The following is a 25638-nucleotide window of genomic DNA, read 5'->3' as shown; positions in this document are numbered from 1 at the left end:
CCCGGCTGTTGCCATGGGTGCCCGGTGCGGGCGACGCGGTGGCCGCGAGAGGGAGGACAGCGGCACGCGCAGGATCGTGCTCTACTGCTGTCCATGTCGCCGCCCGAGGTCGTCCTCGTGCACGGGCTGTTCCACCAGCCCGCCCACATGGATGCGCTCAGGACCGCGCTCGAGCGCAGGGGCGCTCGGGTCTCCGTCCCGAGGCTGCACCGGGGGAGCTTCGAGCAGGATGTCCGCGCCGTGCAGCGGGCGGTCGACCGGTGCCCGTCCGCTCCCGTGCTGGTCGGGCACAGCTACGGCGGCGCGGTGATCGCCGACGTGCTCGGCGGCCGGTCCTTCGTCTTCGTCGCCGCGTTCGTGCCGGAGACCGGGGAGAGCTGCGCCGAGCTCGGCGGTCCCGACGCGCTCGTCAACTCCTGGGTGCGTCCTCACCCCTCCGGTGGGAGCTGTATCCCTGACGAGTACGCGTCCGAGCTGTTCTATGCCGACTGCACGGAGGAGGACGCCGAGCGCGCGACCGCGCTGCTGGTGCCGCAGGCCAGCGGTCACGGTCGGGGAGTGGTCAGGCGTGCGACGTGGAGGCACGCTCCGAGCCACTACGTCGTCTGTGACGACGACCGCGCCGTGAGCCCGACGCTCCAGCGCAGGATGGCGGCGAGATGCTCGAGCAGCCGGCACCTCACAGCGAGCCACTCGGCGTACATCTCGCAGCCGGATCTCCTCGCCGAGGTGATCCTGGACTGCTGAGCGCAGACCCCGGACCGTCGCGAACAGGGCGGCGCCCGCTGCCCCGCCGCACCCCACGGGGAATACTGACCCCATGACCCTCGACGTGGTGGCCGTGCTGTTCCCGAACGTGACCCAGCTGGACCTCACCGGGCCTGTGCAGGTGTTCTCCCGCCTGCCCGGAGCGCGCGTGCACCTCGCCTGGCGGGACGACGCGCCGGTACTCACCGACGTGGGGTTCTCGATCGTGCCGACGGTGTCCTTCGAGGACGCCCCGCAGGCCGACGTGCTGCTCGTCCCGGGCGGGCAGGGAGCGTTCGACCTGCTCGAGGACGAGAGCGCTCTGGACTTCGTGCGCCGTCAGGCCCGCGGGGCGCAGTGCGTGACGAGCGTGTGCACAGGCGCTTTCGTCCTCGGTGCGGCCGGCCTGCTGACGGGCCGGCGCGCGACGACCCACTGGGCCTCCCACGCCATGCTCGAGCTGCTCGGTGCGATCCCGGAGCGGGCCCGGGTGGTGCGGGACGGCCCGGTGATCACCGGCGGCGGGGTCACCGCGGGCATCGACATGGCGCTCTCCGTCGCCGCCGAGCTGTACGACCCGGAGACGGCGCGCAGTGCGCAGTTGGCTCTGGAGTACGATCCGCAGCCGCCCTTCGATGCCGGCCGTCCCGATCGACCGGAGGCCGACCCCGCACAGGTCCGGGAGACCATCTCGGCGACGCACAGCCGCCGGGAGCAGGCAGTGCGCCGAGCGGCCGAGCGGCTCGTCGGCTGACCTCGATGAGGGCGCTGCCGCCGAGCTTGAGCCTGAGTCCGGCGTGCTGCGTCAGGGGATCGCAGGATCACCCATCCGCCTCGAGCCGCCTCAGCGTCGGGCTCAGGGCCGCGAGGAGTGCGGTCGGCACGAACCCCAGCCCGGCGAGGCCGAGCGCCCAGCCGCGGAGAGCGACGACTGACCGCGTCGGCGCTCCCGACGCGGAGAACGCGAGGTGTCCTCCGTCCCCCACAGGGTCTAGCGTTGCCGCCATGCCAGGGATCTCGGTCGCGGAGGTGCTCGACGCGCTGGGCGTGCATGCGGACCCCGTCGCCCCTGCTCTCACCGGGGGGATGTCGGGCTCGAGCGTGCTGGGAGCGGTGACGCCCGGCGGAGAGCCCGTGGTGGTGAAGGTCAGCTCGTTCGGAACCCCGGAGTCATCGCACCGCGCCCGACGCGAGCTCGACGTCTACACCGAGCTCTTGCTCCGGGTGCCGCTCCCGGCTCCTCGCCTCGTCGCCGCACACCGCACGGAGGAGTGGATCGCGATCGCCCTCGAACGGCACCGGCCCGCCCCTCCGGCGTCGGAGTGGACATCGGCGCAGTGGCACGATCTCGCAGTCCTGCTGGGAAAGCTGCACGCGGGATCGCGCGAGCTCGCAGGGCGGTTCGCTCCCCTCCACGCCGTGAGCTCGCGCCCCGTCGACGAGCTCGCCGTGTTCGCCCAGCAGCTCTGGAACGGCGAGGGCGATGATGCCCGGCTCGAGGCCGCGTGCAGCGCCCTGGACCGGCTCCACGACGCTGTATCGGACGGACCCGCATCCTTCGTGCACGGCGACAGCCACCTCGGGAACGTCGTGCTGACGACCGACGGGACGCTCCTGCTGGTGGACTGGCAGTCCGCTCACGTCGGGCCGTCGATCGGCGACGTGGCCTTCGCCCTCACCCGAGCGGCAGCAGCAGCCGGCAGCATCCCCCGCGACCAGGTGATCGAGGCCTACAGCGCCGCCGCCGGCACCGCTTCCGCGGCCGTCCACCGATCCATCACCGCGCAGCAGCTGCTGATCCTCGTCGAGCAGTATCCGGAGTTCGCCACGTTCCTCGGACCGGGCGAGGTCGCGGGACTTCGCAGCGCGTTCGACCTGCTCCTCGAGGACTGGGCGGAGAGGCAGTGATGCGAGGGCGGCGTCCGTCCCCAGCGGCAGTCTCCCCCGGAAAAGCACGAGCTCTCACGTAGGAGCCACATCTACGGTGACCGTATGACCGTTCCCCGCTCCGCCTCAGCTCCCACGGTCCGCCCGGCGAGGGGCGAGGACTTCGACCTCCTCGCCGGGCTGCTGCAGCTCTATCTCCACGACTTCTCCGAGCACACGGGCTGGGACGTCGATGAGCACGGCCTCTTCCACTACGCCTGGCTCGATGCGTACCGCCACGAGCAGGGCCGCCACGCCTACGTGTTCCGGGTCGAGGGCCGTCCTGCGGGATTCGCCCTGGTGCGGGAGGCGGAGCGGATCCAGATGGCCGAGTTCTTCGTGCTCCGGAAGTATCGGCGCGAGGGCGTCGGCCTCGCTGCCGCGCGTCACCTGCTCGAGGCCCACGCCGGGGCCTGGTCGATCACGCAGCTGGCCTCGAACCCCGAGGCCACCTCGTTCTGGCGCCGAGCGATCCCGGTGCCGTTCGAGGAGACGGTCGAGGCCGACGGGACGGTCGAGCAGCGGTTCAGCATCGAACGGCCCTGACCTGATCGTCCGCGGCTCATCCGCAGGCGGCAGAGGACTCCGCCGAGCAGGCGGCCGCCGCCTGGCTCGCGGAGAAGGGCCACGACTGGCCGCACGCGAGCAGGCGCAGCCCGGGGCGTGGTCGACAGCCACGCCGATACGCTCTGACACCATGTCGGATCTCTACCGCGAGCTCCCAGCGCCCGGCGGTCTCGGCCCGCTGGTGTCGTGCGTGTGGGAGCACGAGGCCGATGTGTCGCGGGGCCGACGGATCGACCCCGACGGCTGCGTCGACCTGATCTGGCTCGCCGAGCAGGAGCTCGTGGTCGCCGGCCCCGACACCTCCGCCCATGAGGTGCTGCTCCCGGCCGGTCGGCGCTCCTCGGGGATCCGGCTTCGGCCGGGCGCCGCGGCCGCCGTCCTGGGACTGCCCGCCTCGGAACTGCGGGACCTGCGGGTGCCTCTCGAGCAGGTCTGGGGAACGGGGGCGGGTCGGCTCGTCGAGGATCTCGCCGCCGCCTCTCCCCGTCGGCGCCTGGAGCTGCTCGCCGCCGCGGTCTCGCAGCGTCGTGCCTCCCCGGACGGCCTCGTCGCCGCCGCGGCGCAGCGCCTCGGACGCCCGCGGGCTCGCGTCGCCGAAGTGGCCGCCGACCTGGGGGTCACCGAGCGCACGCTGCACCGTCGCACGGTGCACGCCGTCGGGTACGGACCCAAGCTGCTGGCGCGGGTGACGCGGCTTCAGCGCCTGAGGGCGTCGCCCGGCCGCACTTCCGCCGAGCGCGCGCTCGGTGCCGGCTATGCGCATCAGGCTCACATGAACGACGAGGTGCGTCGCCTGACAGGGATCACTGCTGTCCGATTCCTGGAAGACGGCGTCCGGGACGACGCCTAGCGTCAGGGACACGAGGCCGGAGCCACCGCTCGGCCGGCTCACGACCGCACGGAGGAGATCCCATGCCCGCACCGACCCACCACGCGATCAGCTACATCGAGCTCGGCGTCACCGACCTGTCTGCCGCCCGCGCCTTCTACGAGCAGGCCTTCGGCTGGCGGTTCAACGACTACGGGCCTGCGTACAGCAGCATCGCCGCCCCGGACGGGGAGGGTGAGATCGGAGGGCTGAACCCTGGCGCGGCCCCGTCGGCCGAGGGGCCGCTCGTGCTGCTGTTCTCGGAGGATCTGGACGCGACGGTCGGCGCCGTGATGGACGCGGGCGGCACCGTCGTCGCGGGACCCTACGAGTTCCCCGGCGGCCGACGCTTCGAGTTCACCGACCCCAGCGGGAACCGGCTCGGGGTGTTCGCGGATTCCTGAGGGTCCCCGGGAGCGCGCTCGAGTGACGGCGCCGGGGCCCGGGCATCCCCGGCGCCCGCCACCGCGCCGCGCCGCGGCGCGAAAGAAGTGACGTCAGATGACCCACGAGGCCCATATGCGGGGCTCGCGGGTCATCTGACGTCACTGGATCCGGTGGCGGCACGCAACCGGGCCGCGCCCGCCCCCACTCCGCCGCGGCACCCGCCTGCCGTTGGCTACCGTGTTCCCATGTCCGTCTCCGAGCTGTCGACCAGCGCCCAGAACTACCTCAAGGCCGTCTGGAGCCTCGGCGAGTGGTCCGAGGAGTCGGTGACGGTCTCCGCGATCGCGGAGCGGGTGGGGGTGCGGCTCTCCAGCGTGTCCGATGCGATGCGGAAGCTCGGCGAGCAGGGGCTGGTCGAGCACACCCGCTACGGCGCGATCGCGCTGAGCGCGCAGGGTCGTGCGCACGCCCTGGCGATGGTGCGTCGGCACCGGCTGATCGAGACGTTCCTGGTGCGGGACCTCGGCTACGGCTGGGAGGAGGTGCACGACGAGGCGGAGCAGCTCGAGCACGCGGTCTCCGACCTGCTCGTCGAGCGGCTCGACGCCCACCTGGGCCGGCCCTCCCGTGATCCGCACGGGGATCCGATCCCCGCGGCCGACGGGTCCGTCGACCAGCCCGAGGCGCAGCTTCTCGCCACCCTCCCGGCGGGGACGCGGGTGCGCGTGGAGCGGATCTCCGACGCCGATCCTCGCCTGCTCACCTTCTGCGCCGCTCAGGGCATCGTGGTGGGGGCGGAGCTCGAGGTCCGCGAGGGGCCGGAGTTCTCCGACGCGCTCGAGGTGTCGCTGGTCGGATCGAGCGGCGCGGTGCCGCTGGGCCGTTCGGCGACCGAGGCGATCTGGGCGTCGGAGACCGGCGGCGCCTGACGCTCCGTCGGCACCGCGACTCCTGTCGTCTCCGAGAATCCCGTCGTCTCCGAGGATCCCGTCGCCGCCGATCCGTCGGCCGATGACGCCGCGCCCGACGAGACGGAGCCTTCCGATCCGTCCCCGCGCCACACCCGATGCCGGGCCAGCAGCCCGTAGCGGGGTGCGAACAGGTGGACGAGCGCGTACAGCGTCCCCTGCACCAGCACGATCAGTCCGCCAGAGGCGGCGTCGAGCCAGTAGCTCAGCAGGATCCCAGCCGCAGAGGCCGCGACCGAGAACGTCGGCGCGATCAGCAGCATGCGGGAGAAGCGGTCGGTGAGCAGGCGCGCCGTGGCGCCGGGGATGATCAGCATCGCGACCACGAGGATCACGCCCACCACCTGCAGCGCGACCACCGCCGTGACGGCCAGCAGCCCCAGCAGCAGGGCGCCGAGGCGGCGCGGGGACAGGCCGATCGCCCGGGCGTGGGTGGGGTCGAAGGCGTAGAGCGTGAGGTCGCGACGCCGCATGAGCAGCAGCACCAGCACGAGGGCGGCGAGCAGCGCGATCTGCACGAGATCGCCCCGGGAGACCCCGAGCACGCTGCCGAAGAGGATGTGGCCGAGGTCGGTGTGGCTCGGGGTGACGGAGATCAGCACCAGACCGAGAGCGAACAGGGTCGTGAACACGATCCCGATCGCGGCATCCTCCGCCACCCGTCGCGAGTCGCGGACCGCGCCGATGAGCACCACGGCGAGGATCCCGAACACGATCGCGCCGAGCGCGAAGGGCAGGCCGAGGGCGTAGGAGAGGACCACGCCGGGCAGCACGGCGTGGGAGACCGCGTCCCCCATCAGCGACCAGCCGATGAGCACCAGCCAGCAGGACAGCAGGGCGCAGACCACGGCGGCGAGGGAGGTGGCGGCGAGCGCGCGCAGCATGAAGTCGTACTGCAGCGGCTCGGTGAGCAGGTCGAGCGGGTTCATCGGCCGGCCTCCTGCCGGGTCAGCGGGTCCAGGCCGAAGGCTCGGGCGAGCATGGCGGGCTCGAGCGCCTCGGCGACCGGGCCGTGGAAGAGGAGTCGGCGCCGCAGCAGCACGGCGGAGTGCGCGAGGTCGGGCAGCGCGTGGAGGTCGTGGGTGGAGACCAGCACGGTGCAGCCGTCGGCCGCGAGCTCGCGGAGCACGCCGACCAGCAGTGCCTCGCTGCGCTTGTCGACGCCGGCGAAGGGCTCGTCCAGCAGGAGGGTGCGGGCGCCCTGGGCGAGGCCGCGGGCCACGAAGGCCCGGCGCCGCTGACCGCCGGAGAGCGCGCCGATCGGCCGACGGGCGAGCCCCTCGAGCTCGACCCGTTCGATCGCCTCGGCCACGGCGCGGCGGTCCGCGGGGCGGGGCCGACGGGTCAGGCCCTGGTGGCCGTAGCGGCCCATCATCACCACATCGCCCACGCTGACAGGGAAGGCCACGTCGATCGCCTCGCCCTGCGGGACGTACCCGATCGCGCCGCGACGGCGAGCCCGGACGGGATCGTCGCCGTCCAGTCGGATCCGTCCGGAGGCGATCGGGACGGTGCCCATGATCGCGCCGAACAGGGTGGACTTCCCGGCGCCGTTCATGCCGACCAGGCCGGTCACCTCTCCGGCCGCGACGTGCACGCTCAGGCCGTCCAGGGCGGTGACCTCGCCGTACCGGACCGTGAGGTCGTCCACGTGGATGCTCATGCGGCGGCCTCCGTCCCGGTCAGGCCCTCGACGATCACGTCGGCGTCGTGACGGAGCAGAGCGAGATAGGAGGGGACGGGTCCCCCCTCCTCCGAGAGCGAGTCGACGTAGAGGGTGCCGCCGAAGCGGGCTCCGGTCGCCTCGACGACCTGCTGCATGGGGGCGTCGGAGACGGTCGACTCGCAGAACACGGCGGGGACGTCCTGGTCACGAACGGTCTCGATGACCGCGGCGATCTGCTGCGGGGTGGCCTGCTGCTCGGCGTTGACGGGCCAGATGTAGTGCTCCTCGAGGCCCACGTCGCGGGCGAGATAGGAGAAGGCTCCCTCGCAGGTCACGAGCGCTCGCTGGTTCTCCGGGAGGGCGCCGACGGTCTCGACGAGCTCGTCGTGGATCTGCTGGAGCTGCCGGGAGTACTCTTCGGCGTTCCTCGCGTAGTCCTCGGCGTGCTCGGGGTCGAGCTCGCTGAAGGCGCCGGCCATATTGTCGACGTAGACCTGCGCCGCCTCGGGGCTCATCCAGGCGTGGGGGTTGGGCGTGCCGGGATCCCCGGCGATGTCGAGCGCCTCGACCCCGTCGGAGACCACTGCGTGGGGCACGTCGGCGGTCTCGACGAACTGGGCGAACCAGGCCTCGAGGTGCAGGCCGTTGTCGAGGATGAGATCCGCCTCGGAGGCTCTGGCGACGTCGCCGGGAGTGGGCTCGTAGCCGTGGATCTCGGCGCCGGGCTTGGTGATCGACTCGACGCGGAGATGCTCCCCGGCGACGTTCTGCGCCACGTCCTGCAGGACCGTGAAGGTGGTCAGCACGACGGGCACGTCCCGCGTGTCCTGGTCGCCCGCGCCCCCGCACCCGGCCAGCAGCATCACCAGCGCCGCCGCCATCGCCGCAGCCCTCGTCCCGACCCGTCCTCCATGCCTCACGAGCACACCTCTTCGCCTCTGCTGTCATTCGGAGTTCGGCATGCCGAACTTTGTGGAGGGAACTGTCTCATATCCCGGGGCGCGAGTCACGCGGCGCGTCGGCCCTCCTCGAAATCCGGCGACATCCCGCCGCCGTGCGGGGAGGATGGCCGCATGGACGAGGTCGAGCTGGTCGTCGCGCACAGCGAGCGGGCGACCCTGCGCGTGGGCGAGGTGTTCCTGAAGGTCGACGGGGATCCCGGGCGCTCCGCGCGGGAGGTCCGGGCGATGGAGCTCGCCCCGGTCCCGACTCCCGAGGTGCTGTGGCACGAGCCGCCGGCGCTCGCCCTCGCGGCGGTGCCCGGCACGGCCCTGGGCGTGCTCGGCGCCCCGTCGGAGGCATCGCCCGCGGCGTGGGCCGCGGCAGGACGCGCCCTCCGTCGGCTCCACGAGGCGCCGCTCCCGGCGTGGCCCGGGCGGCCGCTGGAGGAGGTCGAGGCGGAGCTCGAGCGGGAGTGCGAGTGGCTGCTCGCGCACTCCCCTCTCCCCGCCGAGGTGGTGCAGCGCAATCGGCGGATCGCTCGCGGGGCGCTGCGGCCGCGGCGGCCCGTATTCGTCCACGGCGATCTGCAGATCACCCACGTCTTCGTCGAGCACGACGAGGTCACCGGCATCATCGACTGGTCGGAGGGCGCGCCGGGAGACGCGATGTTCGATCTCGCGATCCTCACCCTCGGCCACGAGGAGCGCCTGGAGGACCTGCTCGCGGGCTACGGCACGGACGTGGACCGGGGCGCGATCCGCGCCTGGTGGTCGCTGCGGAGCCTCACCGCGGCGCGCTGGCTGCTCGAGCACGGCTTCGATCCCGACGCCCCGGGCTGCGAGTTCGACGTGCTCAGGGCGCGCATGCGGGAGTCGTCATGAGTGCAGCGGCCGGCCGCGCCCTGGACGAGGTGGACTACCGTACCGGGGTGCCGATCCCACTCCGCGATGCCCTGCCCGCCGACGTTCCCGCTGCTGCGGGCACTCTCGCCACGGCCTTCGACGACTACCCGTGGACACGGTGGTCCATCCCCGAGGACCACTATGCGGAACGGCTCGAGGAGCTGCAGTCGATCTATCTCGAGCATGCCCTGACCAGTGGCATCGTGCTCGTGAGTGAGCGGCTGGACGGGGTGGCCGCCCTGCTCCGGCCGCACTCCCCCGCCCCGGCCGACGCAGCGCAGGCGCGGGTCGTGCACCTGCTGGGCGAGCGGCTCGACGCGTTCCTCGCCGCCGAGCTGCCGCCGCGTCCGCCCGAGGCCTGGGAGCTCGCGACCCTCGGCGTCCACCCCTCGGCACGCGGGCAGGGCATCGGCTCCGCACTGCTCGTCGAGGGCCTGCGCCGAGTCGATGCGGCCGGTGGGAGCTGCGTGCTGGAGACCTCGGACCCCCGCAACGTGGAGCTCTACTCCCGCCACGGCTTCACCGTCACCGCGACGACGCAGATCCCCGACGGCCCGGTCGTCCATTCGATGCTGCGAGCCGCCGCGGCGCGGAAGCTCTGACCCGCCGGGCGGACCTGGGATCTCCCATCCTTCGGCGAGACCACCCCCGCGGCTTGCCAGACTCCTCCCCATGCTCGCGCCGAACGCCTTGTGCGCGCCGACCGACGAGCATCGCCCCGCGGATATGCGTGCCGAGACGCCGCGGGACACCTCGATACGATCTCTCGGCGCATAGAGTCAGGACATGGACGTCCTGGGGATCGACGGATTCGAGATCGTCGTGCTGCTCGGCATCGCCCTCGCCGTGGTCTCCGTGGTGGGCGGGCTGCACCTCGTGGTGCGGGCAGCAATCGCCTCCGGCGTCCGGCAGGCCGACGGCGGCGCGCGGCCTCGACGCGGCGAGCGCCGGGACTGACCACCGGCCCGCAGGGGGTGCGCCCTCACCCGCGGCTGACTACTGTGCACGTGACGGCCCCGGTGCATCGGGCACCCGGACGGAGACGCCCCCGAGCCGTCTCACCCCAGGAGACATCATGGCTCGAGAACTGGTCTGGACCGGCTTCATGACGCTCGACGGCATCGTCGACTCCCCCGGCGGGGTGGTGGAGGGGCATCCGCAGGGAGGCTGGGTGCTCAGCACGCCCTTCGACGAGGAGGCGTTCTCCCTCAAGGGCGAGGAGATCGCCGAGACCTCCGCGCTGATGTTCGGCCGGCGCAGCTACAAGGACTTCGCCCCGGAGTGGAACGGCTCCCCCGATCACGCCGCGTACCAGGACATCCCGAAGATCGTCGTCTCCTCCTCGCTGGACGAGGCAGACCTGCACGAGGGCTGGGGCGAGACCCGGATCCTCCGCTCCACCGAGGACGTCGCCACGGAGAAGGCAGGCGACGGTGGCACGATCTTCATCCACGGCAGCGCCGAGCTCGCCCGCCGGCTCGGGGAGGCGGGCCTCATCGACCGCTACCACCTGCTGCTGTTCCCGGTGACGCTGGGGACCGGCAAGCGGTTCCTCCCCACCTCGGCGCACGACCGGCAGGACCTGCGCCTGCGCGACTCCGTCGCCTACGGCAACGGCGTGGTGAAGCTGGTCTACGACGTGGTGCGCTGACCGCGAGCCGCGAACTCTGTACCCACAGTGCACGGCCGATGCGAAGGGAGGGCTCGAGGGTGGATGCTGCACGCGCGGCCCCACAGCCCCCTGACCTGCCCCAGGATGCCCGCGAGATCGCGCGCGCGGTCGCCGGGCAGCACGGCGTCGCCCCCTCGGACGTGGTGCCGGTCCCCGTCCAGGGCCAGGTGAACCTCTCGCTCCTCCTAGGCGACGAGCTGGTCCTCCGACTCCCGCGCACCACTCGGGCCGAGGGCCTGCTGGCGAAGGAGTCCCTGGTGATCCCGCTCGTCCGCGACGCCGGGTTGCCGGCGCCGGAGATCATCAGTTTCGACACGTCCCTGCGGCACGCGAGCGTGCCCTACATGGTCCTCCGCCGCGCCCGCGGCGAGACCCTCGCGGCACGGCCCCTCAACAGGACGGGGCGCCGACGCACGCTCGGCGCGCTCGGCGAGATCCTGCGGGCGCTGCACGAGATCCGCATGCAGCGGGTCGGCCCCCTCGACGCGCTTCCCGAGCCCTACGCCTTCTCCCTCCCCGAGCTGCTCGACCGCCTCGTCGAGGCCGGAGAGATCGGCGGCGCCCAGCACGTCTGGCTGCGTGAACAGTTCGAGCGCCTCCGCCCCGAGGGCCCCTCGCTCGCGGACCCCGTGCTGGTGCACCGGGACGTGGCCCCCTCCAACGTGATGGTCGACGGCGCGGGAGAGGTCACCGCCCTGCTGGACTGGGGATGCGCCGAGTGGGGTTCCCCGGCCCGTGATCTCGTCGGCCTGCCGCTCGAGGACCTGCCCGATCTCCTCGCGGGATATCGCACTGACGACGGCTCCGACCTCGAGCTCGAGCTCGAGCGGGACGCACTCTGGTATCACCTCTACCTGGCGCTCGCGCGTCTCCTGAAAGAGCCCTCCACCTCGGAGGACAGGAACTGGGCCGCTCCCCGCAGCGCGACACTCCTGGACCTCCTCGCGCTCACCTCCGGAGACGGGAAGGAGTCCTGGCCCGACCTCCTCCGTGCCCGTTCGGCCGGCTAGGCCTTTGAGGCGAGAGGTCCGTCGCCGTCCCGCATCGGCAACGGCTCTCGCCCCTGCCGACAGCCCTCGAACAGCGCGTTCAGCTCATCCCGATACTGCGTGATCAGCTCTGGGCGGGTGGCCTCGACCTGGCGCCCGATACGTTCCCCCGCCTCCTGGAGCTGCTCGGAACCTGGTCCTTTCTGCCCGAGCACGACGCGCGGCCCTATGGGCCGATAGGCGGGCTCCGTCGCGCTGCGACCGTCCCAGCGGCCGACCGGCAGACCCAGGGCGTCCAGTGGCGGATCGTGCGTCGCGTCGACGAGCACCCACCGGCCACCGACATGGGCCTGCACCGCGGTGTGGATGTCGGTGCGGAAGCCGAGACGCTGCTGCACGTCCACCAGCAGCGGCAGCTCGTACTCCCAGGAGACTGTCCTGCACGGCACCTCGAGCGCGCCGAGCTCCTCGGCCAGGAGCGCGGCCTTCGCGACGCAGTTCCCCCGACCCTGGGCGCGCAGACCTTCCGCGTCGTACGCCGCGGCCGTGTCGTACGGGAGGTTCCGCACACCCTCGAAGAGCGTGACCAGGGAGGCGTGGACCATCATCCCCCTATCGTGACGGACGGGACCGGGCCGCGGCCCCGTCTTCCTCATGTCTCGACCGTCTCGGGGCCCCACCATGTTCGGATGCAGCTGATCGTCCTCCACGGCCCCGCAGCCGCCGGGAAGCTCACCACCGCACGGGCGCTCGAGCGTCGCCTGGGCTATCCGGTCTTCCACAACCATCTCGTGGTGGACACGCTGACCACGATGTTCCCCTTCGGCAGCGAGCCGTTCGTCCGACTGCGCGAGCAGTTCTGGCTCGACGTGTTCGAGGAGGCCGCGCGCACCGGTCGCTCCCTGCTCTTCACCTTCACTCCGGAGGCGACCGTGCGTCCCGGGTTTCCCGCCCGCGTGCGGGAGACGGTCGAGCGCCACGGCGGCTCGGTCCGCTTCGTGAGGCTCGCCGTGAGCGAGCGGGAGCAGGAGCGGCGGATCGAGAACCCCGACCGCGGCGAGTTCCACAAGCTGAACGACCTCGAGACTCTCCGCCGAACCCGTCTCGACGATCACGAGGTCGAGCAGCCGCCGGTGGATCTGGAGGTCGACACCGAGCACCACGACGCCGAGTCCTCGGCCGCCATGATCGCGGAGAATCTCGGGCTGGAGCCGCAGGTCGCGACGGAGCGCTACCCGAGCTGCGACTGACACTCGGCTCAGAGGATCGCGGGAGGCCACCGCTCCTCGCGCCACGCACCCCAGTCCGCGAAGCCATCCGGCGGCGCCGGGATCGGCTCGCTGCCGTCGACCTCCGCCTCGGTGGGGCGCTGGAAGACGTCGGCCCAGGAGGCAAGCTCGGCCTCGGAGATCGGCCAGGTGGTGCGCGGCTCCTCGGCGAGGCGCCGATCCAGGCGGCGGCGCTGTTCGACAGGGTCGAGGTCGCAGAAGAGCATCACGACCTCGGCGCCGCGGTCGGCGGCGGCCTGTCGGAGGCTGGAGCGCTCGTCCTTCCCCCAGAGCCCGAAGTCGAGCACGACGTTCGCTCCGAGCTCGAGGGGGCGCAGCGCGATCTCCACCAGCCGCCCCTCGATGACGTCGGAGGCCTGCTCAGGGTTGCCACTGCCGTAGAGCGCCTTCATCCACTCGTCCTTGGTCAGGCGCAGCGCATCGTGCTCCGCCTCGATCCGGCGGGCGGCGGTGGTCTTGCCGGTGCCGGGCAGGCCGACGGTGAGGAACAGGGTCGCGAGCATCTCTCAGACCTCCTCGAGCGGCAGCTCGGGCAGCACCGCCTGCAGAGCCTGCCCGCGCAGCCGCTCGCAGAGCGTCGCGAAGGAGCGGTCGCAGCTCTCCGCCGTGGCGGTCCAGTCCCTCATGCGGCCAGTCAACCGCACATCGCCTCGGGCGCGGAACCGGATGGCCGTGCGGACACCGTCCGTGAGCGTCCGTCCCGCGCAGGCGCTCTTCGGTGCATGTCCCCCGGGACCGCGAGTGGCGGGGCTCGCCGCGCATCTACCCCCGCGGCGTCTCGAGCAGCCGACCGGTGCGCGCCAGGACGTCCGTCTGGGCGGGGTTGTAGAGCTCGGCGAGGGCCACGTGGAGGCTCTTGCGCGCCAGGCCCGCCTTCCCGCTCGGCCGGAAGTCGGGGGCGCGGAGGAGGGGTGCTTCCTGGTGGAGGTTCCGCACGACCTCGGCGAGACGCCTGCTGATCCGTTCACGCACCGCATCGGAGGCGTCCTCGGACAGATGCGCGAACTCCTGGAGCGCACCGTCGGCAGGAGCGTGGTCCGCCATCTCACGCCAGGCCTCGTACGAGTCGTCCTCCAACAGTCGGGAGAGGACCATCAGGAAGTCCTCATCCGCTCGCAGCAGGGCAGGGCTCTCGGCCGGGACCTCGGCCGCTGGCGTCGCGAGCTGCTCCGCGATCTCGCGCCGCACCTGCTCCAGGCGCTGGATGGTCTCGCTCGCCTCGGCGTCGAGAGCGCGCAGCGTGTCCGCGTAGTCCTCGGCCTCGGGTGCCATGTCGCGGATCTCTGCGAGCGGGGCGCCCAACGCCACGAGGCGACGGATGCGGAGCAGCTGGGTGAGGTGGGTGACGCCGTAGTTCTTGTAGTTGTTCGACGAGCGCGGGGGTTCGGCCAGAAGTCCCATCTCGTGGTAGTGGCGCACCGCACGCAGCGTCGTGCCGGCGAGCGTCGCCACTTCCTTGGTGCTCCACCCCATCACGTCCACCCCTCGATCGCATCCGGCACGCCGGCCTTGACTGTGCCGCGACGGCCAAGTGTCCCATGGGCTCAGACGCGCCACGAGGGCGCGATGACGAGGAGAGACATGACCACCAGACACACGACCCTACGTCGCCTGGCGATCTCGATGGTGCCGGTGCTGTTCGTCGCGGGCCTTGCCGGTTCCTGCGTACCGCACCCGACGGAGAGCGATCCGCTCGCCCAGTACTACAAGCAGGACCTCGCGTTCGGCTCGTGCGCCGAGTTCGCGACCACAGCCCTCGAGGATCTCGTCTTCGACGCCGTGGAGGAGGCCGAATGCGCCTACCTCCAGGTCCCGGTCGACTACGAGGATCCCCGCGGGGAGACCGCGCAGGTCGCCGTCACACGGCTCGCCGCCGACGGCAACCCGATCGGTTCGCTCGTGGTCAACCCGGGCGGGCCCGGAGGCTCCGGGCTCCTGCAGGGAGTGGTCGCCGATGCGAATCTGGCGGGCACCCCGATCACGGAGAACTTCGACATCATCGGCATGGACCCCCGAGGTGTGGGCGCCTCGACGCCGAGCGCCGACTGCGTGAGCGACGAGTCGGCCGATCAGGGCGGAAACCTCTTCCCCCAGGCGGCGCTCCAGGGCAGCTGGAGCGCTGAGCAGACGCAGGAGCTCGTCGAGCGCTGCGCCGAGGCCAGCGGCGGCGAGAACTTCCTGGCGAACGTCGGCACACGGGATGCAGCACGCGATCTGGACGTGCTGCGCGAAGTCCTCGGCGACGAGACGCTGAGCTACCTCGGCCAGAGCTACGGGACGCGCCTCGGCGCGGTGTACGCGGAGATGTTCCCCGAGAACGTGCGCGCGCTCGTGCTCGACGGCGCCGCGGACCCGACGCTCGGGACCGTCGAGCGACGGATCACCCAGTACACCGGCTTCCAGGCGGCGTTCGACTCGATGGCGACCGACTGCAGCAAGGAGGAGGACTGCATACTCGGCACGGACCCCGACCAGGCCGTGGAGAAGTTCCAGTCGATCACCCGGCCCCTCATCGACGAGCCGATCACCACTGCGGCGGGCCGCACGGTGGACTACAACGTGGCGGTCGGCGCGGTGACCGCGGGCCTCTACAACTCCGAGCAGTGGCCCGACGTCCTCGCGGGCATCGAGGAGCTCGCCGCAGGGCGGGCGGACACCCTGCTCGCGATCAGCGACGAGTTCGGGATGCGCGACGAGAACGGGGTGTGGGGGAACTACCTCGAAGCCAACTTCGCCGTGAACTGCATGGACGAGGAGCGCCGCACCCCTGAGCAGGAGGAGGAGTTCCGCGCCGAGGTGCGCGGCGTGGCTCCCTTCATGGATCCCGGCGACGGGGTCGCCGGAGCACGCGACGGCTGCGAGGCCTGGCCCGCGGACCCCGATCTCGGGTTCCCCTACGCGGAGCACCCCGAGGGCCTCCCGGAGACGCTCACGATCTCGGTCACCGGCGACCCCGCCTCGCCCTACGAGGGCGGGCTGTCCCTCTCCAAGCAGCTGGACGGCGCGCACCTGACCGTCGAGGGCAAGCAGCACACCATCGCCATGTCCGGTGCCAACGACTGCGTCAACGAGGCGGTCGCCGACTACCTGGTCGATCTGGAGGTCCCCGAAGAAGACGCGCGGTGCATCGCATGAGTGCACAGTCGGGACCGAGGAGAGGAACGACCACGAACGCACCGACCGCCGAGAGCTCGACGGCTCTGCAGGGCGACCGCTCCCGGGGCGTGCAGCTGATGTGGTGGCTGCACGGCGCGGCCAGAGTGGTCCTCGCACTGGTGCTCGCCTACAACGGGGCCATCAAGCTCGGCCTCCACCAGTTCGGGGTGCCGGACGTCGCCGACGCTCTGATCACCCAGGGCGAGATGAGCCCGATGGGCCTGCTCTCCCGCATGGTGGGCTTCTCTCCCCTGTTCCAGTTCCTCGCCGGCGCCGCGGAGATCGGCGCCGCGCTGGCGCTGTTGTGGTGGCGCACAGCTGCCGTCGGCGCCCTCCTCAGCCTTGCCTCCATGTCGTTCATCCTCGTTCTGAACCTCGGGTACGACATGCCGGGCAAGGAGCTCTCGATCGGCCTCCTGCTGCTGGCGGGGACAGCGGCGGCACCGTGGGTGCAGCGCATCATGACCGCACTGCTGCTCGACCGCACACCCGCTCCGCGCCGGCGGCCGGTGCTGCTGCGCTCCCACCGCGCCGCGAAGCTGCTCTCCGCCGCCGGACCCGTCCTCGGCGGTGCATCGGTCCTGATCGTCGCGGGGCTGGTGGTCTCGTCACAGCCCGCGAGGACGGTCGATGACCAGGCACCGAGCGGAGTCTGGATCGCGCAGGAGACCGCTGAGGCGCCGATCGACCAGAGCGGCCCGTGGAGAGCCATGGCACTGGGCCGAGTCGCGGAGGACGGCAAGCTCGGCGTCCAGGTCCGGACCGCGCAGGGCGAGCTGCTGTCGGGCACGTACCGACGTGAGGGGGACATCCTCAGCATCGAGCTCCGCCCGCTCCAGCGGCCCGGTCAGACCGTCGCGGAGCATGCAGCCTCTCCCGCCGAGCGTCACAAGGTCACTGTGACGGAGCACGAGGACGGGACGATCACCGTGGCGGGCGAGGGGATCGACCAGGATCTCGCCCCGGCAGCGGGGGGCACGGTGCTCTACGACCGCGGGTTCCACTGGGGACTCCAGGCGGATGACCCCTTCGAGAGGTGAGCATCGCCGCGAGCGCGGGCACGTGTCCGGACATCCCGGCCGCGCCCGCGCTCGTTCGCCTCAGCGCCGACAGGGCGCCGCGACCCGTGACGGACCCCATCTTGCATCCATTGATGCATGCATTAGTCTGTGCGTCATGCCCTCCCCCACCCTCCCCTGGCTCGATGACCGTGAGAACCGCCCGATCGCGACACAGATCGCCGCGGACTCCGCCCGACGGATCGCCGTCGGCGCGATCGAGCCGGGCGAGCTGCTGCGCGAGGTCGACCTCGCCGAAGAGCACGGCGCGAGCCGCACCCCGGCGCGCGAGGCGATGCTGCAGCTGGAGACCTGGGGGCTGGTGCGCCTGATCCCCAAGAAGGGCGCCCTGGTCACCACGCCCACCGCGCGGGAGCGGGAGGAGCTGCTGTCGGTGCGCGCGATGCTCGAGGGGCACGCCGTGGCCCGGATCGCCCCGGACGAGTCCCGTCGCGAGAGCCTGCTCGAGGCGCTCGCCCCCGTGCTCGAGGCCCAGCAGTCCGCCGTCGGGCAGCCCGCCGAGTTCGCCGTCCACGACTACGCCTTCCACCTCACCCTCGCCTCGCACGACGACAACCGCGTGGTCGAGGAGGTGCTGCGCTCGCTCGGCCCGCGCCTGTTCCGCCTCACCCATCTCGCGATCCTCTCCCCCACCGCGGACCTGCCCGCGCTGCACCGCGAGCACGTCGAGCTCACCGGCGCCGTCGCACGCGGCGACGTCGCCGGATTCCGCGAGATGATCGACCGCCACCTGCGCTCCGGGCACGACGGCTACCAGGTGGTGGCCGAGTGAGCCGCGGGCACCTCCCCACCTGGCTGGCCGTCGCGCCCACCGGCTTCGTGCTCGCCTGGGGCGGGAACCACTTCACTCCCCTGCTGCACGTCTACGAGACCGTCGGCGGCTACGCGCCCTGGCAGGCGAACCTGCTGCTGGGGATGTACGTGGTGGGCCTGATCCCCGGGATGCTGCTGGCCGCGGGTCTCTCGGACCGGCACGGCCGGAGGCCGATCGCGATCATCGGGCTCCTCGCCGCGGCGCTCGCGAGCGTGCTGCTCGCGGCGAGCATGACGGACTTCGTGCTGCTGTGCGTCGGCCGCGTGCTCGCCGGGATCGGCGTGGGCGTGGGCATGTCGGTGGGCTCGAGCTGGATCAAGGAGCTCTCCTCCGCCCCGCACGATCCCCACGCGGCCCCGACCGCCGGGGCGCGCCGCTCCTCGATGACGCTCACCCTCGGCTTCGCGATCGGCGCGGGCGTGACCGGTTCGCTCGCCCAGTGGGCGCCGCTGCCCGGGCAGCTGCCCTTCCTCGTCCATCTCGGACTGTGCCTGCTGGCCGCCCTCGCGCTGCTCGGCGCGCCGGAGAGCCTGCCCCGCGAACTGCGGACCCGCGGCGCGCTGCGCGATGACCTGCGGGTCCCCTCGGTCGGGCATCCGACCTTCGTGCGGCTCGTGCTGCCGGCCGGGCCGTGGGTGTTCGCCGCGGCGGGCGTCGCCTACGCGATCCTGCCCTCCACCGTCGAGGCGCAGATCGGGGACGCCGCGACGATCTACGCGACCGGCCTGACGGTGCTGACCCTCGGCATCGGCGCGATCGCGCAGGGTGCCGTCGGCCTCATCGACCGCCTCACCCGCGGGCGTGCGCTCGTGGTGGGCATGGCCGGGATGAGCCTCGGGATGATCCTCGCGGCCGTCGCCGCCGACCTCCGCCACCCCGCCTTCGTGGTGGGGGTCGCCGCGCTGCTCGGCGCCTCCTACGGGGTGTGCGTCGTGGCGGGCCTGGTCATCGCGCAGTCGCTCGCGACTCCGCGGGACCTCGCAGGGATCACCGGCGTCTACTACTCGCTCGCCTATCTCGGCTTCCTGCTGCCGACGCTGCTGGCCGCGCTCACACCCGTCCTGCCGTACACCGGGGGCCTCGCGATCGTCGCCGCGGTGTGCACGCTGTGCCTGGCGACGGTCGCCTGGGGGCTGCGACGCCCGCTTCCGAGGCCGACGAACTCCGCGGCCGACGAGCCGGAGGAGGAGCTCGTCGATCCGGAGGTCGCCGCGGTCGCAGCGTCCTGACGCGATCGCGATGAACCACGGCACATCACCTTGCCCGACCACCGCCCCGACCATGAAACTGTACCGACGCGACGGTTCAGTTCTGAGGAGGAGGCGGTGGCGGAGACGATGAGCCCTGCACGGCGGTGGGCGGCGCTCGCGGTGCTGGTGGGCGCGGTGCTGCTGCTCGCCATCGACGCGACCGTGCTCTACCTCGCGGTCCCCTCGCTCACCGCGGACCTCGCCCCGTCGGCGACCCAGGTGCTGTGGATCGGGGACATCTACTCCCTGGCCATCGCGGGCCTGCTGGTCACCATGGGCAACCTGGCCGACCGCATCGGGCGCAAGCGCCTGCTGCTGATCGGCGCGACCGCCTTCGGGCTCGCCTCGGCGCTCGCGGCCTTCGCCCCGTCGGCCGGGGTGCTGATCGCGGCGCGACTCCTGCTCGGGATCGCCGGGGCGACGATCATGCCCTCGACCCTGTCGCTGATCCGCAGCATCTTCACCGATGCCGCCGAGCGCACCCGCGCCATCGCCCTGTGGTCCGCCGCCGCCTCCAGCGGCATCGCGCTGGGCCCGCTGATCGGCGGGGCGCTGCTGGAGCACTTCTGGTGGGGCTCGGTGTTCCTGATGAACCTGCCGGTGATCGCGGCGGTGCTGATCGGCGGGGCCTGGCTGCTGCCGGAGTCCCGCAACCCCTCCCCGGAGCGGTTCGACCTGCTCTCCAGCGCCCTGTCGATGGTGGCGATCGTCCCCTTCGTGCTCGCGATCAAGCAGGTCACCGGTGGGACTGCGAGCGCCGTCACGGTGGCCGCGGTCGGCGTCGGCGTGATCGGGAGCGTGCTGTTCGTGCGCCGCCAGCGCCGCGCGGACTCGCCGATGATCGATGTGGACCTGTTCCGCAATCCCGCGTTCAGCGGGGCGGTGCTGGTGAACTTCACCTCGGTCTTCGCCCTCAGCGGGGTGCTGTTCTTCTTCTCCCAGTACCTCCAGCTCGCCCGGCACCTCAGCCCCTTCGACGCGGGCATCGCGCAGCTGCCCGCGGCGCTCGCCGCGATGGCGGCGGTGCTCCTGGTGGGCGTGCTCCTGACCCGGCTGGGGCGGGGTCGCGCGATCGCGCTCGCCCTGCTCACCGGCGCTCTCGGCCTGGGGATGCTGGCGCTGCTGGAGAGCAGCGAGCAGCTGATCTGGGTACTGCTCGCGCTCGTGCCCCTGGGGCTCGGGATCGGGATCTCGGAGACGCTCAGCGTGGACGCCGTGGTCTCCGCCGTGCCGCCGGCGAAGGCGGGAGCCGCCTCCTCGGTCTCGGAGACCGCGTACGAGCTCGGCGTCGCGCTCGGCATCGCCGTGCTGGGCTCGCTCATGACTCTGCTCTACCGACTCCGCCTCGACCTCCCGGCCGACGTCGCCGGGCAGGCGGCCTCTCGGGCCGAGGACTCGCTGGCCTCCGCGACGGCCGCGCTGCAGGGCCATGCCGAGGCGCTGGCCGCGGCGGAGCACGCCTTCGTCTCGGCGATGCAGCTGACCACCCTGGTGGCGGGCGGGGTCATGGTCGTCGGCGCGGGTATCGCCCTCATCCTCATCCCGAGCACCCGGGCGGCGCGCTCTGCGCGCACCGACGCCGCCGACGAGACGATGTCGGACGCCGGGGTCCGGGATCAAGGAGACTGACCCCATGGCACGGACAGCGGGACGCAGCGCGGAGGACACCAGGCGGCTGATCCTCGAGACCGCCGCACACCTGATCGGACGGCACGGCACCGCGGTGCCGGTCTCCGAGATCGCGCAGGAGGCCGGGGTCTCCAAGGGCGGGCTGCTCTACCACTTCGCCACCAAGGAGGCCCTGCTCCACGCACTCGCCGAGCACCTCATCGAGCAGTTCCGCACGGAGGTGCACCGCAGGGCCGAGGAGGAGGGGCCCGGCCCCGGGCGGCTCGTCCGGGCCTACATCCGCGTCAGCCTCGCCGAGGCCGGTGATCACGCCCGGCTGCGGGACTCGATCGCCCTGGCCGCGAAGCTCATGTTCGAGCCGGAGCTCGAGCGGCTCGCCCAGCAGGACGTGGACCGCTGGAAGGAGGAGCTGGGGCAGGACGGCCTCGATCCGTCGATCGTGCGCCTGGTGGTCGCGGCGGCCGACGGGAGCAACAGCGCCCCGCTGTGGGGAGCGATCCTCGACGAGGCCGACCGCCTCGCGCTCGAGGAGCAGCTGCTCGCCCTGGCCACCCCTCAGCGGAACGGTCGCTTGAAGTAGGTCGCGGAGTCCTCGTAGCCGACCGCGCGATAGAAGTCCCCGGCGCGCCGGGTCGTCAGTGCCATGTACGCGATGTCGTCCCGCTCGCGAGCCCACTGCTCGGCGGCCGCCATCAGCGCGCGCCCGCATCCGGTCCCCCGTGCGGAGTCGCGGACCGTGAGCTCCTCGACCCAGCCGATCGCACCGTCGGCATGGAATGCGGGATGCGTGAGGACATGGACGTGCCCCACCAGCTCCTTCTCGGAGATCGCGACCAGGATCGCCGCGTGCGGGTCCGCGACGATCGCGCGCAGCGCTCTGCCGAACCCGTCCTTCGTCGGCCGGTAGGAGGTCGCCAGCGCCGCCGCCAGCGGCCACAGCCCCGACTCGTCGGCCACCGTGGCCTCGCGGACGGTGGGGAGGCGGGCGGTGCCGTTCGACGTCATCGTCGGACCCTACAGCGGGCGCGTCACGGTCGGCGCCGCTCGCGGTGCTCGGGCACCACGGCGGCCCCAGCAGCAGGATCGTCCCGACCTCGGCGCCGCTGAGACCCAGCATCGGCAGGACCACCACGCTGTACTGCATCTCGACCACGAGCCAGGAGGCCGAGACCAGCGCCCAGAGGAGCAGGCCGGCACCGGCGACGAGGCGGAGCACGGCCGCTCCACGGCTGCCCGATCGGCACTGCAGCGCACGCACCGCTGGGATCAGCACCACGAGGCCCAGGAGCACCAGCACCACGGGCACCGCGATGAGCATCAGCGCAGCGAGTCGCATGCGCCCGCCCCCTCTCCCGCGATCCGGTCCGCCCTCGGGCCGTAGGTGGGCCCAGGATATGGCGTGACCGACCCCCGACCGATACACCGTCCAAGGCAGCATCTTCCTGGTGAGGTGTGCCCCATGATCACCGCCGGCTCACCGCCCATCCCGGGGAGGCGGCCAGCTCAGCGCATCGTCGCCACGAGCTCCGTCTCGCTCAGCGCCCGGTCCGCGAACACCAGGCGCACGGCCGACGGGTCAGGATTGCCGGCGTCGGGCCCGCGGTGGCGCAGCGAGAGCCCGACCTTCTCGGCGACGGCGGCGGAGGCGGGGTTGTTCTCGAGCAGGTAGGCGACCACCGGCAGCTCCGGACGGTGCTCCCGGGCGGCATCGACCGCGGCGCGCGCGAGCTCGGTCGCGAGCCCCCGCCCCTGCGCCTCGGGCGCGAAGCGGTAGCCGAGGTTCCAGAACGCGCCCTGCCGCACGGCGCAGCCCCCGTGTCCGACCACTACGCCTCTCTCGCGGGCCACCCAGGCGCCGAGGCCGTGCTCGCGCCAGTCGGCGAGCCATCCGGCGAGCGCATCGCGCGTGGTGGCGAGGTTGGCGAAGCGGCCGCTGGGCAAGTGGGTCCAGGTGCGGGCGTCGGAGTAGATCCGGTGGAGGTCCTCGAGATCGGCCTCGCAGGGCGGGTCGAGCTGCAGGCGGGCGGTGATGGTCATCGGGCTCCTTCTGAGGCTTTCCACGGCGTTCGACGGCTTTCGAATCGTCGGGGACACGTCGGGATCCGTTCTACGACCGGTTCCTGGGGCCTGCGTCCCACGGCCGGATCATCGGACCCTAGTCTCGTGGGTCGGGAACGGGGGAACCAGGTGCTCCTGCGATGAAGCCGTGGTGGATGCTGGCGATACGCCAGCCGTCACCGATCCGAACGAGATGGAACGAGCTTCGGGTGGTCGGCAGCGGATTGCCTCGCGCGGTGCCGTGGACGTCCAGTCGAGCCACGAGGACTGCCGCCGCGATCGGCACGGTCGCGGCCGCACGCAGGTCGACGCCCTGCGGCACCTCGGCGAGGCCGGCGGCCGGGGTCGCCACCTGCAGCGCCCAGGCCCCGCCCATGACCAGGCCCGCCACTCGGGTCCCGGCGGGCGGCCCGGAGCCGTCGGCCGCCTCGCGGAGCACGACACCGGCCAGCTCGTGGCCGAGCACCGTCCCGGGCGGAGCCGCATCGCGCAGGGCGAGGTCGGTCGGGTTCACGCCGGCCGCATGCACCTCGACCAATGCCTCGTGCGGCGCTGGCCTCGGCGCGGGGACGCGGGCGAGGTGGAATCGCTGAGGAGCGGACTCCTCGACGACGAGTGCATCCATGGTGTCCATGGCAGGTCTCCGTTCGTGGTGCGGCGGATCAGCGGGACGCGGCGCGGTGCCAGGGCGCCTGCGGGACGAGCTCCTCGGCGGCGTACCGGCGCGCGGCCGCGCCGGGCACGGGAGCTCGACCGGCGGCCCACCCGGGCTCGCTCGCCGGACCCGGCAGCAGCAGTCCCGAGGCGGTCTGCGCCTCGGCCCCGAAGCGGACCAGGCAGATCCAGCTGTCGCCCCCGATCGCGGGCCATGTCCCCTCGCCGGGCACGATCTCCAGGCACTTGAAGAGCCCGAAGTAGGTGGGGCCGCCGCTGGCCGGGGCATCCTCGGGGGCCTCGCCGATCCGGGCCACCTCCCCGTAGGCCGCGTCCAGGGGCAGACCCCATCCGACCAGCGTCGCGACGGACCGGCGCAGGGACTCCACGGCCTCCTCCGGGTCGCGCAGGCCGGTGGGCAGACCGCCGGGCGTCTGCGCGGGCGTGAGGCGGTTGTCGTCCATGACGACCTCCCCCACGGGGAAGTGGTCATGCGCCCAGAGATGGAACAGCAGGTAGCCGCGGGATTCCGCCTCCGCGTGCCGATCCCAGTCACGCAGCACCCGGACAGCCTCGACGAGATCGCCATCCGCCCCCGCGGCGGCGAGGAGCTGGTCCAGGACGATGTCGGCCAGATGCGCGCGGGTGTCCCACTTCAGCTCCAGCAGATCCTCTAGGCCGATGCGGTCCCTCGCCGCCATCCGGGCGCGGGAGAGCGGTGAGCGGATGTCGCGGATCCGGTCGGGAGCCGGGGCGATCCCGTCGGGGTGGTCGGCCGGGTCCATCGGCGGATCGCAGAACCACCACGGCGTCTCGTTGACGTTCTGCACCCATCCGCAGTCGGGGTCGATCACCCGGGGAAGGCTGTGCGGCGGGTTCAGCTCCTCCCAGATGAGGCTCCGTTCGTGCCCCGGCAGCCGGTGCCGGGAATCCTCGAACGATCCGCCGGGACGGTGCGGGGAGGCGCCGCAGAAGGCGGCGCCGATCGAGCCGGAGGAGTCGGCGGCGATGATGTTGAACATCGGCAGCGGCCACTGCTCCTGGGCGGCGAACAGCTCCCGGACGCTGCCGGCGAGGGACATCTGCCACCAGCTCTCCAGCGCCGTGGTCACGGGCCGGTGCAGGACGCCGGCGATGCGGAGCGCCACAGTCGCCCCGTCCGGCGCCGTGGTCACCGGACCGTGGACGCTGCGGCGCTCGGTGACGGTCACCCCTTCGCCGTCACGGACCTCCACACGGTGCTCGTGGGTCTCGACAGGGACGAGCTCCTCGCCCAGCCGATACCGGTCCCCGGCCGTCTCCAGCTCGTACACCCACAGCTGCGGGAGGGGGTTGACGGTGTGGGTCCAGCCGACGTCCGGGGTGTGGGCGAAGGACTGCCAGGGGAAGCCGATCGGGGTCGCGCCGTGGCAGCGCCTGCCGGGCGAGACCGAGCGCGCCTCGAACATCCGGTACGGGCCGACCCACGGGATGTGGGGGTTGATCATCAGCAGCGCCTCGCCCGTCCCGGACCGTTCGGCGGTCACGGCCCAGGCGCTAGATCCGCCTCCGAGCAGTCCTTCGCCGCCCGCCGTCGGGAAGGCGAGGCCCTGGTCCCAGAAGCGTGCGAAGCCGAAGAAGAGCGCGAGGGTGTGGGCGACTACGTCGCGCGCGGTGACGGGCAGCGCCTCGCGCCGCGCGCCGCCGAGGTCCGGGTCCTCGGCGCAGGCGGCGTTGAAGCCCTCGCAGAAGGCCTCGAGCCGCTGGCGGGTCCCCTCCTCCTGCGCGAGCCACCAGGTCTCGACCGCGGCCTCGAGGCCGAGCCGTGCGTGGTCCACGTCGCCGCTGAGGAACTCCTCGCCCCACAGCGCCGCCGCGCGCCCGCGGGCGATCCCGTAGAGCTCGAGGACCGCGGTGGCGTGCGCGAGGGCCTGCGCGTGCCCGAATCCCCGGCAGGCGCCGAGATCATCCTCCGCGGTGATGGTCGGCGTGCCGTGCTCGTCCCAGTCGATGCGCATGCTCGGTCCTCTCCGTCGGCGTCCTGCGGATCATCCCCACCCGACACCGTGCCCCTGCGGCACGGTCAAGACCGGTCC

At 72.4% G+C, this 25638-nt stretch carries 28 protein-coding genes and 1 pseudogene; 19 read left to right on the top strand and 10 right to left on the bottom strand.

The genetic code is table 11. From position 1 onward, the window contains the following. The first annotated feature begins 93 nt into the window (after positions 1 to 93). From CFK41_RS00390 to CFK41_RS00360, 7 genes are all read left to right on the top strand, one after another. Entirely contained in the window at positions 94 to 747 is a 654-nt protein-coding gene (locus CFK41_RS00390; protein WP_096797882.1) for an alpha/beta hydrolase, read from the top strand. A 73-nt stretch (positions 748 to 820) separates the two neighbouring features. Beyond that, entirely contained in the window at positions 821 to 1501 is a 681-nt protein-coding gene (locus CFK41_RS00385) for a DJ-1/PfpI family protein (RefSeq protein ID WP_096797881.1), read from the top strand. A gap of 251 nt (positions 1502 to 1752) precedes the next feature. Next, the gene (locus CFK41_RS00380; protein ID WP_169928759.1) at positions 1753 to 2655 is read left to right on the top strand and encodes a phosphotransferase family protein; all 903 of its coding nucleotides are present in this window, start codon (positions 1753 to 1755) and stop codon (positions 2653 to 2655) included. A gap of 84 nt (positions 2656 to 2739) precedes the next feature. After that, positions 2740 to 3219 carry a GNAT family N-acetyltransferase gene (locus CFK41_RS00375; RefSeq protein WP_096797879.1) on the top strand — a complete coding sequence of 160 codons (480 nt, stop codon included), beginning with the start codon at positions 2740 to 2742 and terminating at the stop codon, positions 3217 to 3219. A 151-nt stretch (positions 3220 to 3370) separates the two neighbouring features. Beyond that, entirely contained in the window at positions 3371 to 4090 is a 720-nt protein-coding gene (locus tag CFK41_RS00370) for an AraC family transcriptional regulator (protein WP_096797878.1), read from the top strand. A 62-nt stretch (positions 4091 to 4152) separates the two neighbouring features. Then, entirely contained in the window at positions 4153 to 4512 is a 360-nt protein-coding gene (locus tag CFK41_RS00365; protein ID WP_096797877.1) for a VOC family protein, read from the top strand. Positions 4513 to 4740: 228 nt separating this feature from the next. Continuing rightward, positions 4741 to 5424 carry a metal-dependent transcriptional regulator gene (locus tag CFK41_RS00360; protein ID WP_096797876.1) on the top strand — a complete coding sequence of 228 codons (684 nt, stop codon included), beginning with the start codon at positions 4741 to 4743 and terminating at the stop codon, positions 5422 to 5424. A 140-nt stretch (positions 5425 to 5564) separates the two neighbouring features. Here CFK41_RS00360 and CFK41_RS00355 read toward each other — a convergent pair. The 3 genes and pseudogenes from CFK41_RS00355 to CFK41_RS00345 form a co-directional block, all read right to left on the bottom strand. Beyond that, positions 5565 to 6392 (bottom strand): annotated as a pseudogene (locus CFK41_RS00355) (metal ABC transporter permease); the annotation flags it as partial. Further along, positions 6389 to 7126: a metal ABC transporter ATP-binding protein gene (locus CFK41_RS00350; protein ID WP_096797875.1), complete on the bottom strand. Its 738-nt coding sequence runs from the start codon at positions 7124 to 7126 to the stop codon at positions 6389 to 6391. The gene CFK41_RS00350 and the pseudogene CFK41_RS00355, both read right to left, overlap by 4 nt. Then, positions 7123 to 8010: a metal ABC transporter substrate-binding protein gene (locus tag CFK41_RS00345; RefSeq protein WP_096797874.1), complete on the bottom strand. Its 888-nt coding sequence runs from the start codon at positions 8008 to 8010 to the stop codon at positions 7123 to 7125. Before CFK41_RS00345 ends, CFK41_RS00350 begins: the two co-directional genes overlap by 4 nt. Before the next feature lie 192 nt (positions 8011 to 8202). Here CFK41_RS00345 and CFK41_RS00340 point away from each other — a divergent pair, with 192 nt between their 5' ends. The 5 genes from CFK41_RS00340 to CFK41_RS00325 all read left to right on the top strand — a co-directional run bounded on the left by CFK41_RS00340 (position 8203) and on the right by CFK41_RS00325 (position 11655). Further along, complete coding sequence (locus tag CFK41_RS00340) at positions 8203 to 8952, top strand: phosphotransferase family protein (RefSeq protein WP_096797873.1); 750 nt, start codon at positions 8203 to 8205, stop codon at positions 8950 to 8952. Beyond that, positions 8949 to 9575 carry a GNAT family N-acetyltransferase gene (locus CFK41_RS00335; RefSeq protein WP_096797872.1) on the top strand — a complete coding sequence of 209 codons (627 nt, stop codon included), beginning with the start codon at positions 8949 to 8951 and terminating at the stop codon, positions 9573 to 9575. The genes CFK41_RS00340 and CFK41_RS00335 overlap by 4 nt, the downstream gene beginning before the upstream one ends. 184 nt (positions 9576 to 9759) lie before the next feature. Beyond that, on the top strand, positions 9760 to 9930 hold the full coding sequence (locus CFK41_RS17870; protein ID WP_169928758.1) for a hypothetical protein: 171 nt from the start codon (positions 9760 to 9762) through the stop codon (positions 9928 to 9930). A gap of 118 nt (positions 9931 to 10048) precedes the next feature. Beyond that, on the top strand, positions 10049 to 10624 hold the full coding sequence (locus CFK41_RS00330; protein ID WP_096797871.1) for a dihydrofolate reductase family protein: 576 nt from the start codon (positions 10049 to 10051) through the stop codon (positions 10622 to 10624). Between the two features lie 59 nt (positions 10625 to 10683). Continuing rightward, on the top strand, positions 10684 to 11655 hold the full coding sequence (locus tag CFK41_RS00325) for a phosphotransferase family protein (protein WP_169928757.1): 972 nt from the start codon (positions 10684 to 10686) through the stop codon (positions 11653 to 11655). Here CFK41_RS00325 and CFK41_RS00320 read toward each other — a convergent pair. Then, entirely contained in the window at positions 11652 to 12242 is a 591-nt protein-coding gene (locus tag CFK41_RS00320; RefSeq protein ID WP_096797869.1) for a transglutaminase domain-containing protein, read from the bottom strand. The genes CFK41_RS00325 and CFK41_RS00320 overlap by 4 nt on opposite strands. 81 nt (positions 12243 to 12323) lie before the next feature. Here CFK41_RS00320 and CFK41_RS00315 point away from each other — a divergent pair, with 81 nt between their 5' ends. Next, positions 12324 to 12884: an AAA family ATPase gene (locus CFK41_RS00315; protein WP_096797868.1), complete on the top strand. Its 561-nt coding sequence runs from the start codon at positions 12324 to 12326 to the stop codon at positions 12882 to 12884. A gap of 8 nt (positions 12885 to 12892) precedes the next feature. On the opposite strand, the gene CFK41_RS00310 is transcribed toward CFK41_RS00315, so the two are convergent. Both CFK41_RS00310 and CFK41_RS00305 read right to left on the bottom strand, forming a co-directional pair. Next, positions 12893 to 13426: an AAA family ATPase gene (locus CFK41_RS00310; protein WP_096797867.1), complete on the bottom strand. Its 534-nt coding sequence runs from the start codon at positions 13424 to 13426 to the stop codon at positions 12893 to 12895. A gap of 259 nt (positions 13427 to 13685) precedes the next feature. Beyond that, positions 13686 to 14396 carry a MerR family transcriptional regulator gene (locus CFK41_RS00305; RefSeq protein ID WP_151904619.1) on the bottom strand — a complete coding sequence of 237 codons (711 nt, stop codon included), beginning with the start codon at positions 14394 to 14396 and terminating at the stop codon, positions 13686 to 13688. Between the two features lie 108 nt (positions 14397 to 14504). Here CFK41_RS00305 and CFK41_RS00300 point away from each other — a divergent pair, with 108 nt between their 5' ends. From CFK41_RS00300 to CFK41_RS00275, 6 genes are all read left to right on the top strand, one after another. Further along, a complete protein-coding gene (locus CFK41_RS00300; RefSeq protein ID WP_227873145.1) occupies positions 14505 to 16058 on the top strand; it encodes an alpha/beta fold hydrolase in 1554 nt (517 codons plus the stop codon). Next, a complete protein-coding gene (locus CFK41_RS00295; protein ID WP_151904618.1) occupies positions 16055 to 17119 on the top strand; it encodes a hypothetical protein in 1065 nt (354 codons plus the stop codon). The genes CFK41_RS00300 and CFK41_RS00295 overlap by 4 nt, the downstream gene beginning before the upstream one ends. A 136-nt stretch (positions 17120 to 17255) precedes the next feature. Further along, positions 17256 to 17930 (top strand): GntR family transcriptional regulator, encoded by a 675-nt coding sequence (locus CFK41_RS00290; protein ID WP_096797864.1) that lies wholly within the window; start codon positions 17256 to 17258, stop codon positions 17928 to 17930. Then, on the top strand, positions 17927 to 19201 hold the full coding sequence (locus tag CFK41_RS00285; protein WP_096797863.1) for an MFS transporter: 1275 nt from the start codon (positions 17927 to 17929) through the stop codon (positions 19199 to 19201). The genes CFK41_RS00290 and CFK41_RS00285 overlap by 4 nt, the downstream gene beginning before the upstream one ends. Before the next feature lie 96 nt (positions 19202 to 19297). Then, positions 19298 to 20851 (top strand): MFS transporter, encoded by a 1554-nt coding sequence (locus CFK41_RS00280; protein ID WP_227873144.1) that lies wholly within the window; start codon positions 19298 to 19300, stop codon positions 20849 to 20851. Between the two features lie 4 nt (positions 20852 to 20855). Next, a complete protein-coding gene (locus CFK41_RS00275) occupies positions 20856 to 21431 on the top strand; it encodes a TetR/AcrR family transcriptional regulator (RefSeq protein ID WP_096797862.1) in 576 nt (191 codons plus the stop codon). On the opposite strand, the gene CFK41_RS00270 is transcribed toward CFK41_RS00275, so the two are convergent. The 4 genes from CFK41_RS00270 to CFK41_RS00250 all read right to left on the bottom strand — a co-directional run bounded on the left by CFK41_RS00270 (position 21407) and on the right by CFK41_RS00250 (position 25560). Beyond that, positions 21407 to 21856 (bottom strand): GNAT family N-acetyltransferase, encoded by a 450-nt coding sequence (locus CFK41_RS00270; RefSeq protein WP_096797861.1) that lies wholly within the window; start codon positions 21854 to 21856, stop codon positions 21407 to 21409. The two genes, CFK41_RS00275 and CFK41_RS00270, sit on opposite strands and share 25 nt — an antisense overlap. Before the next feature lie 498 nt (positions 21857 to 22354). Further along, on the bottom strand, positions 22355 to 22888 hold the full coding sequence (locus CFK41_RS00260; protein ID WP_096797859.1) for a GNAT family N-acetyltransferase: 534 nt from the start codon (positions 22886 to 22888) through the stop codon (positions 22355 to 22357). A 118-nt stretch (positions 22889 to 23006) separates the two neighbouring features. After that, entirely contained in the window at positions 23007 to 23543 is a 537-nt protein-coding gene (locus CFK41_RS00255) for an alcohol dehydrogenase catalytic domain-containing protein (protein WP_096797858.1), read from the bottom strand. 28 nt (positions 23544 to 23571) lie between these two features. Continuing rightward, positions 23572 to 25560: a penicillin acylase family protein gene (locus tag CFK41_RS00250; RefSeq protein ID WP_096797857.1), complete on the bottom strand. Its 1989-nt coding sequence runs from the start codon at positions 25558 to 25560 to the stop codon at positions 23572 to 23574. Between the last annotated feature and the right edge of the window lie 78 nt (positions 25561 to 25638).

Source organism: Brachybacterium ginsengisoli, from assembly GCF_002407065.1.
In the GTDB taxonomy this organism is placed as follows: domain Bacteria; phylum Actinomycetota; class Actinomycetes; order Actinomycetales; family Dermabacteraceae; genus Brachybacterium; species Brachybacterium ginsengisoli.
Note: the sequence above shows the minus strand (reverse complement) of the source record. Positions and strands in the feature narration are given on the sequence as shown.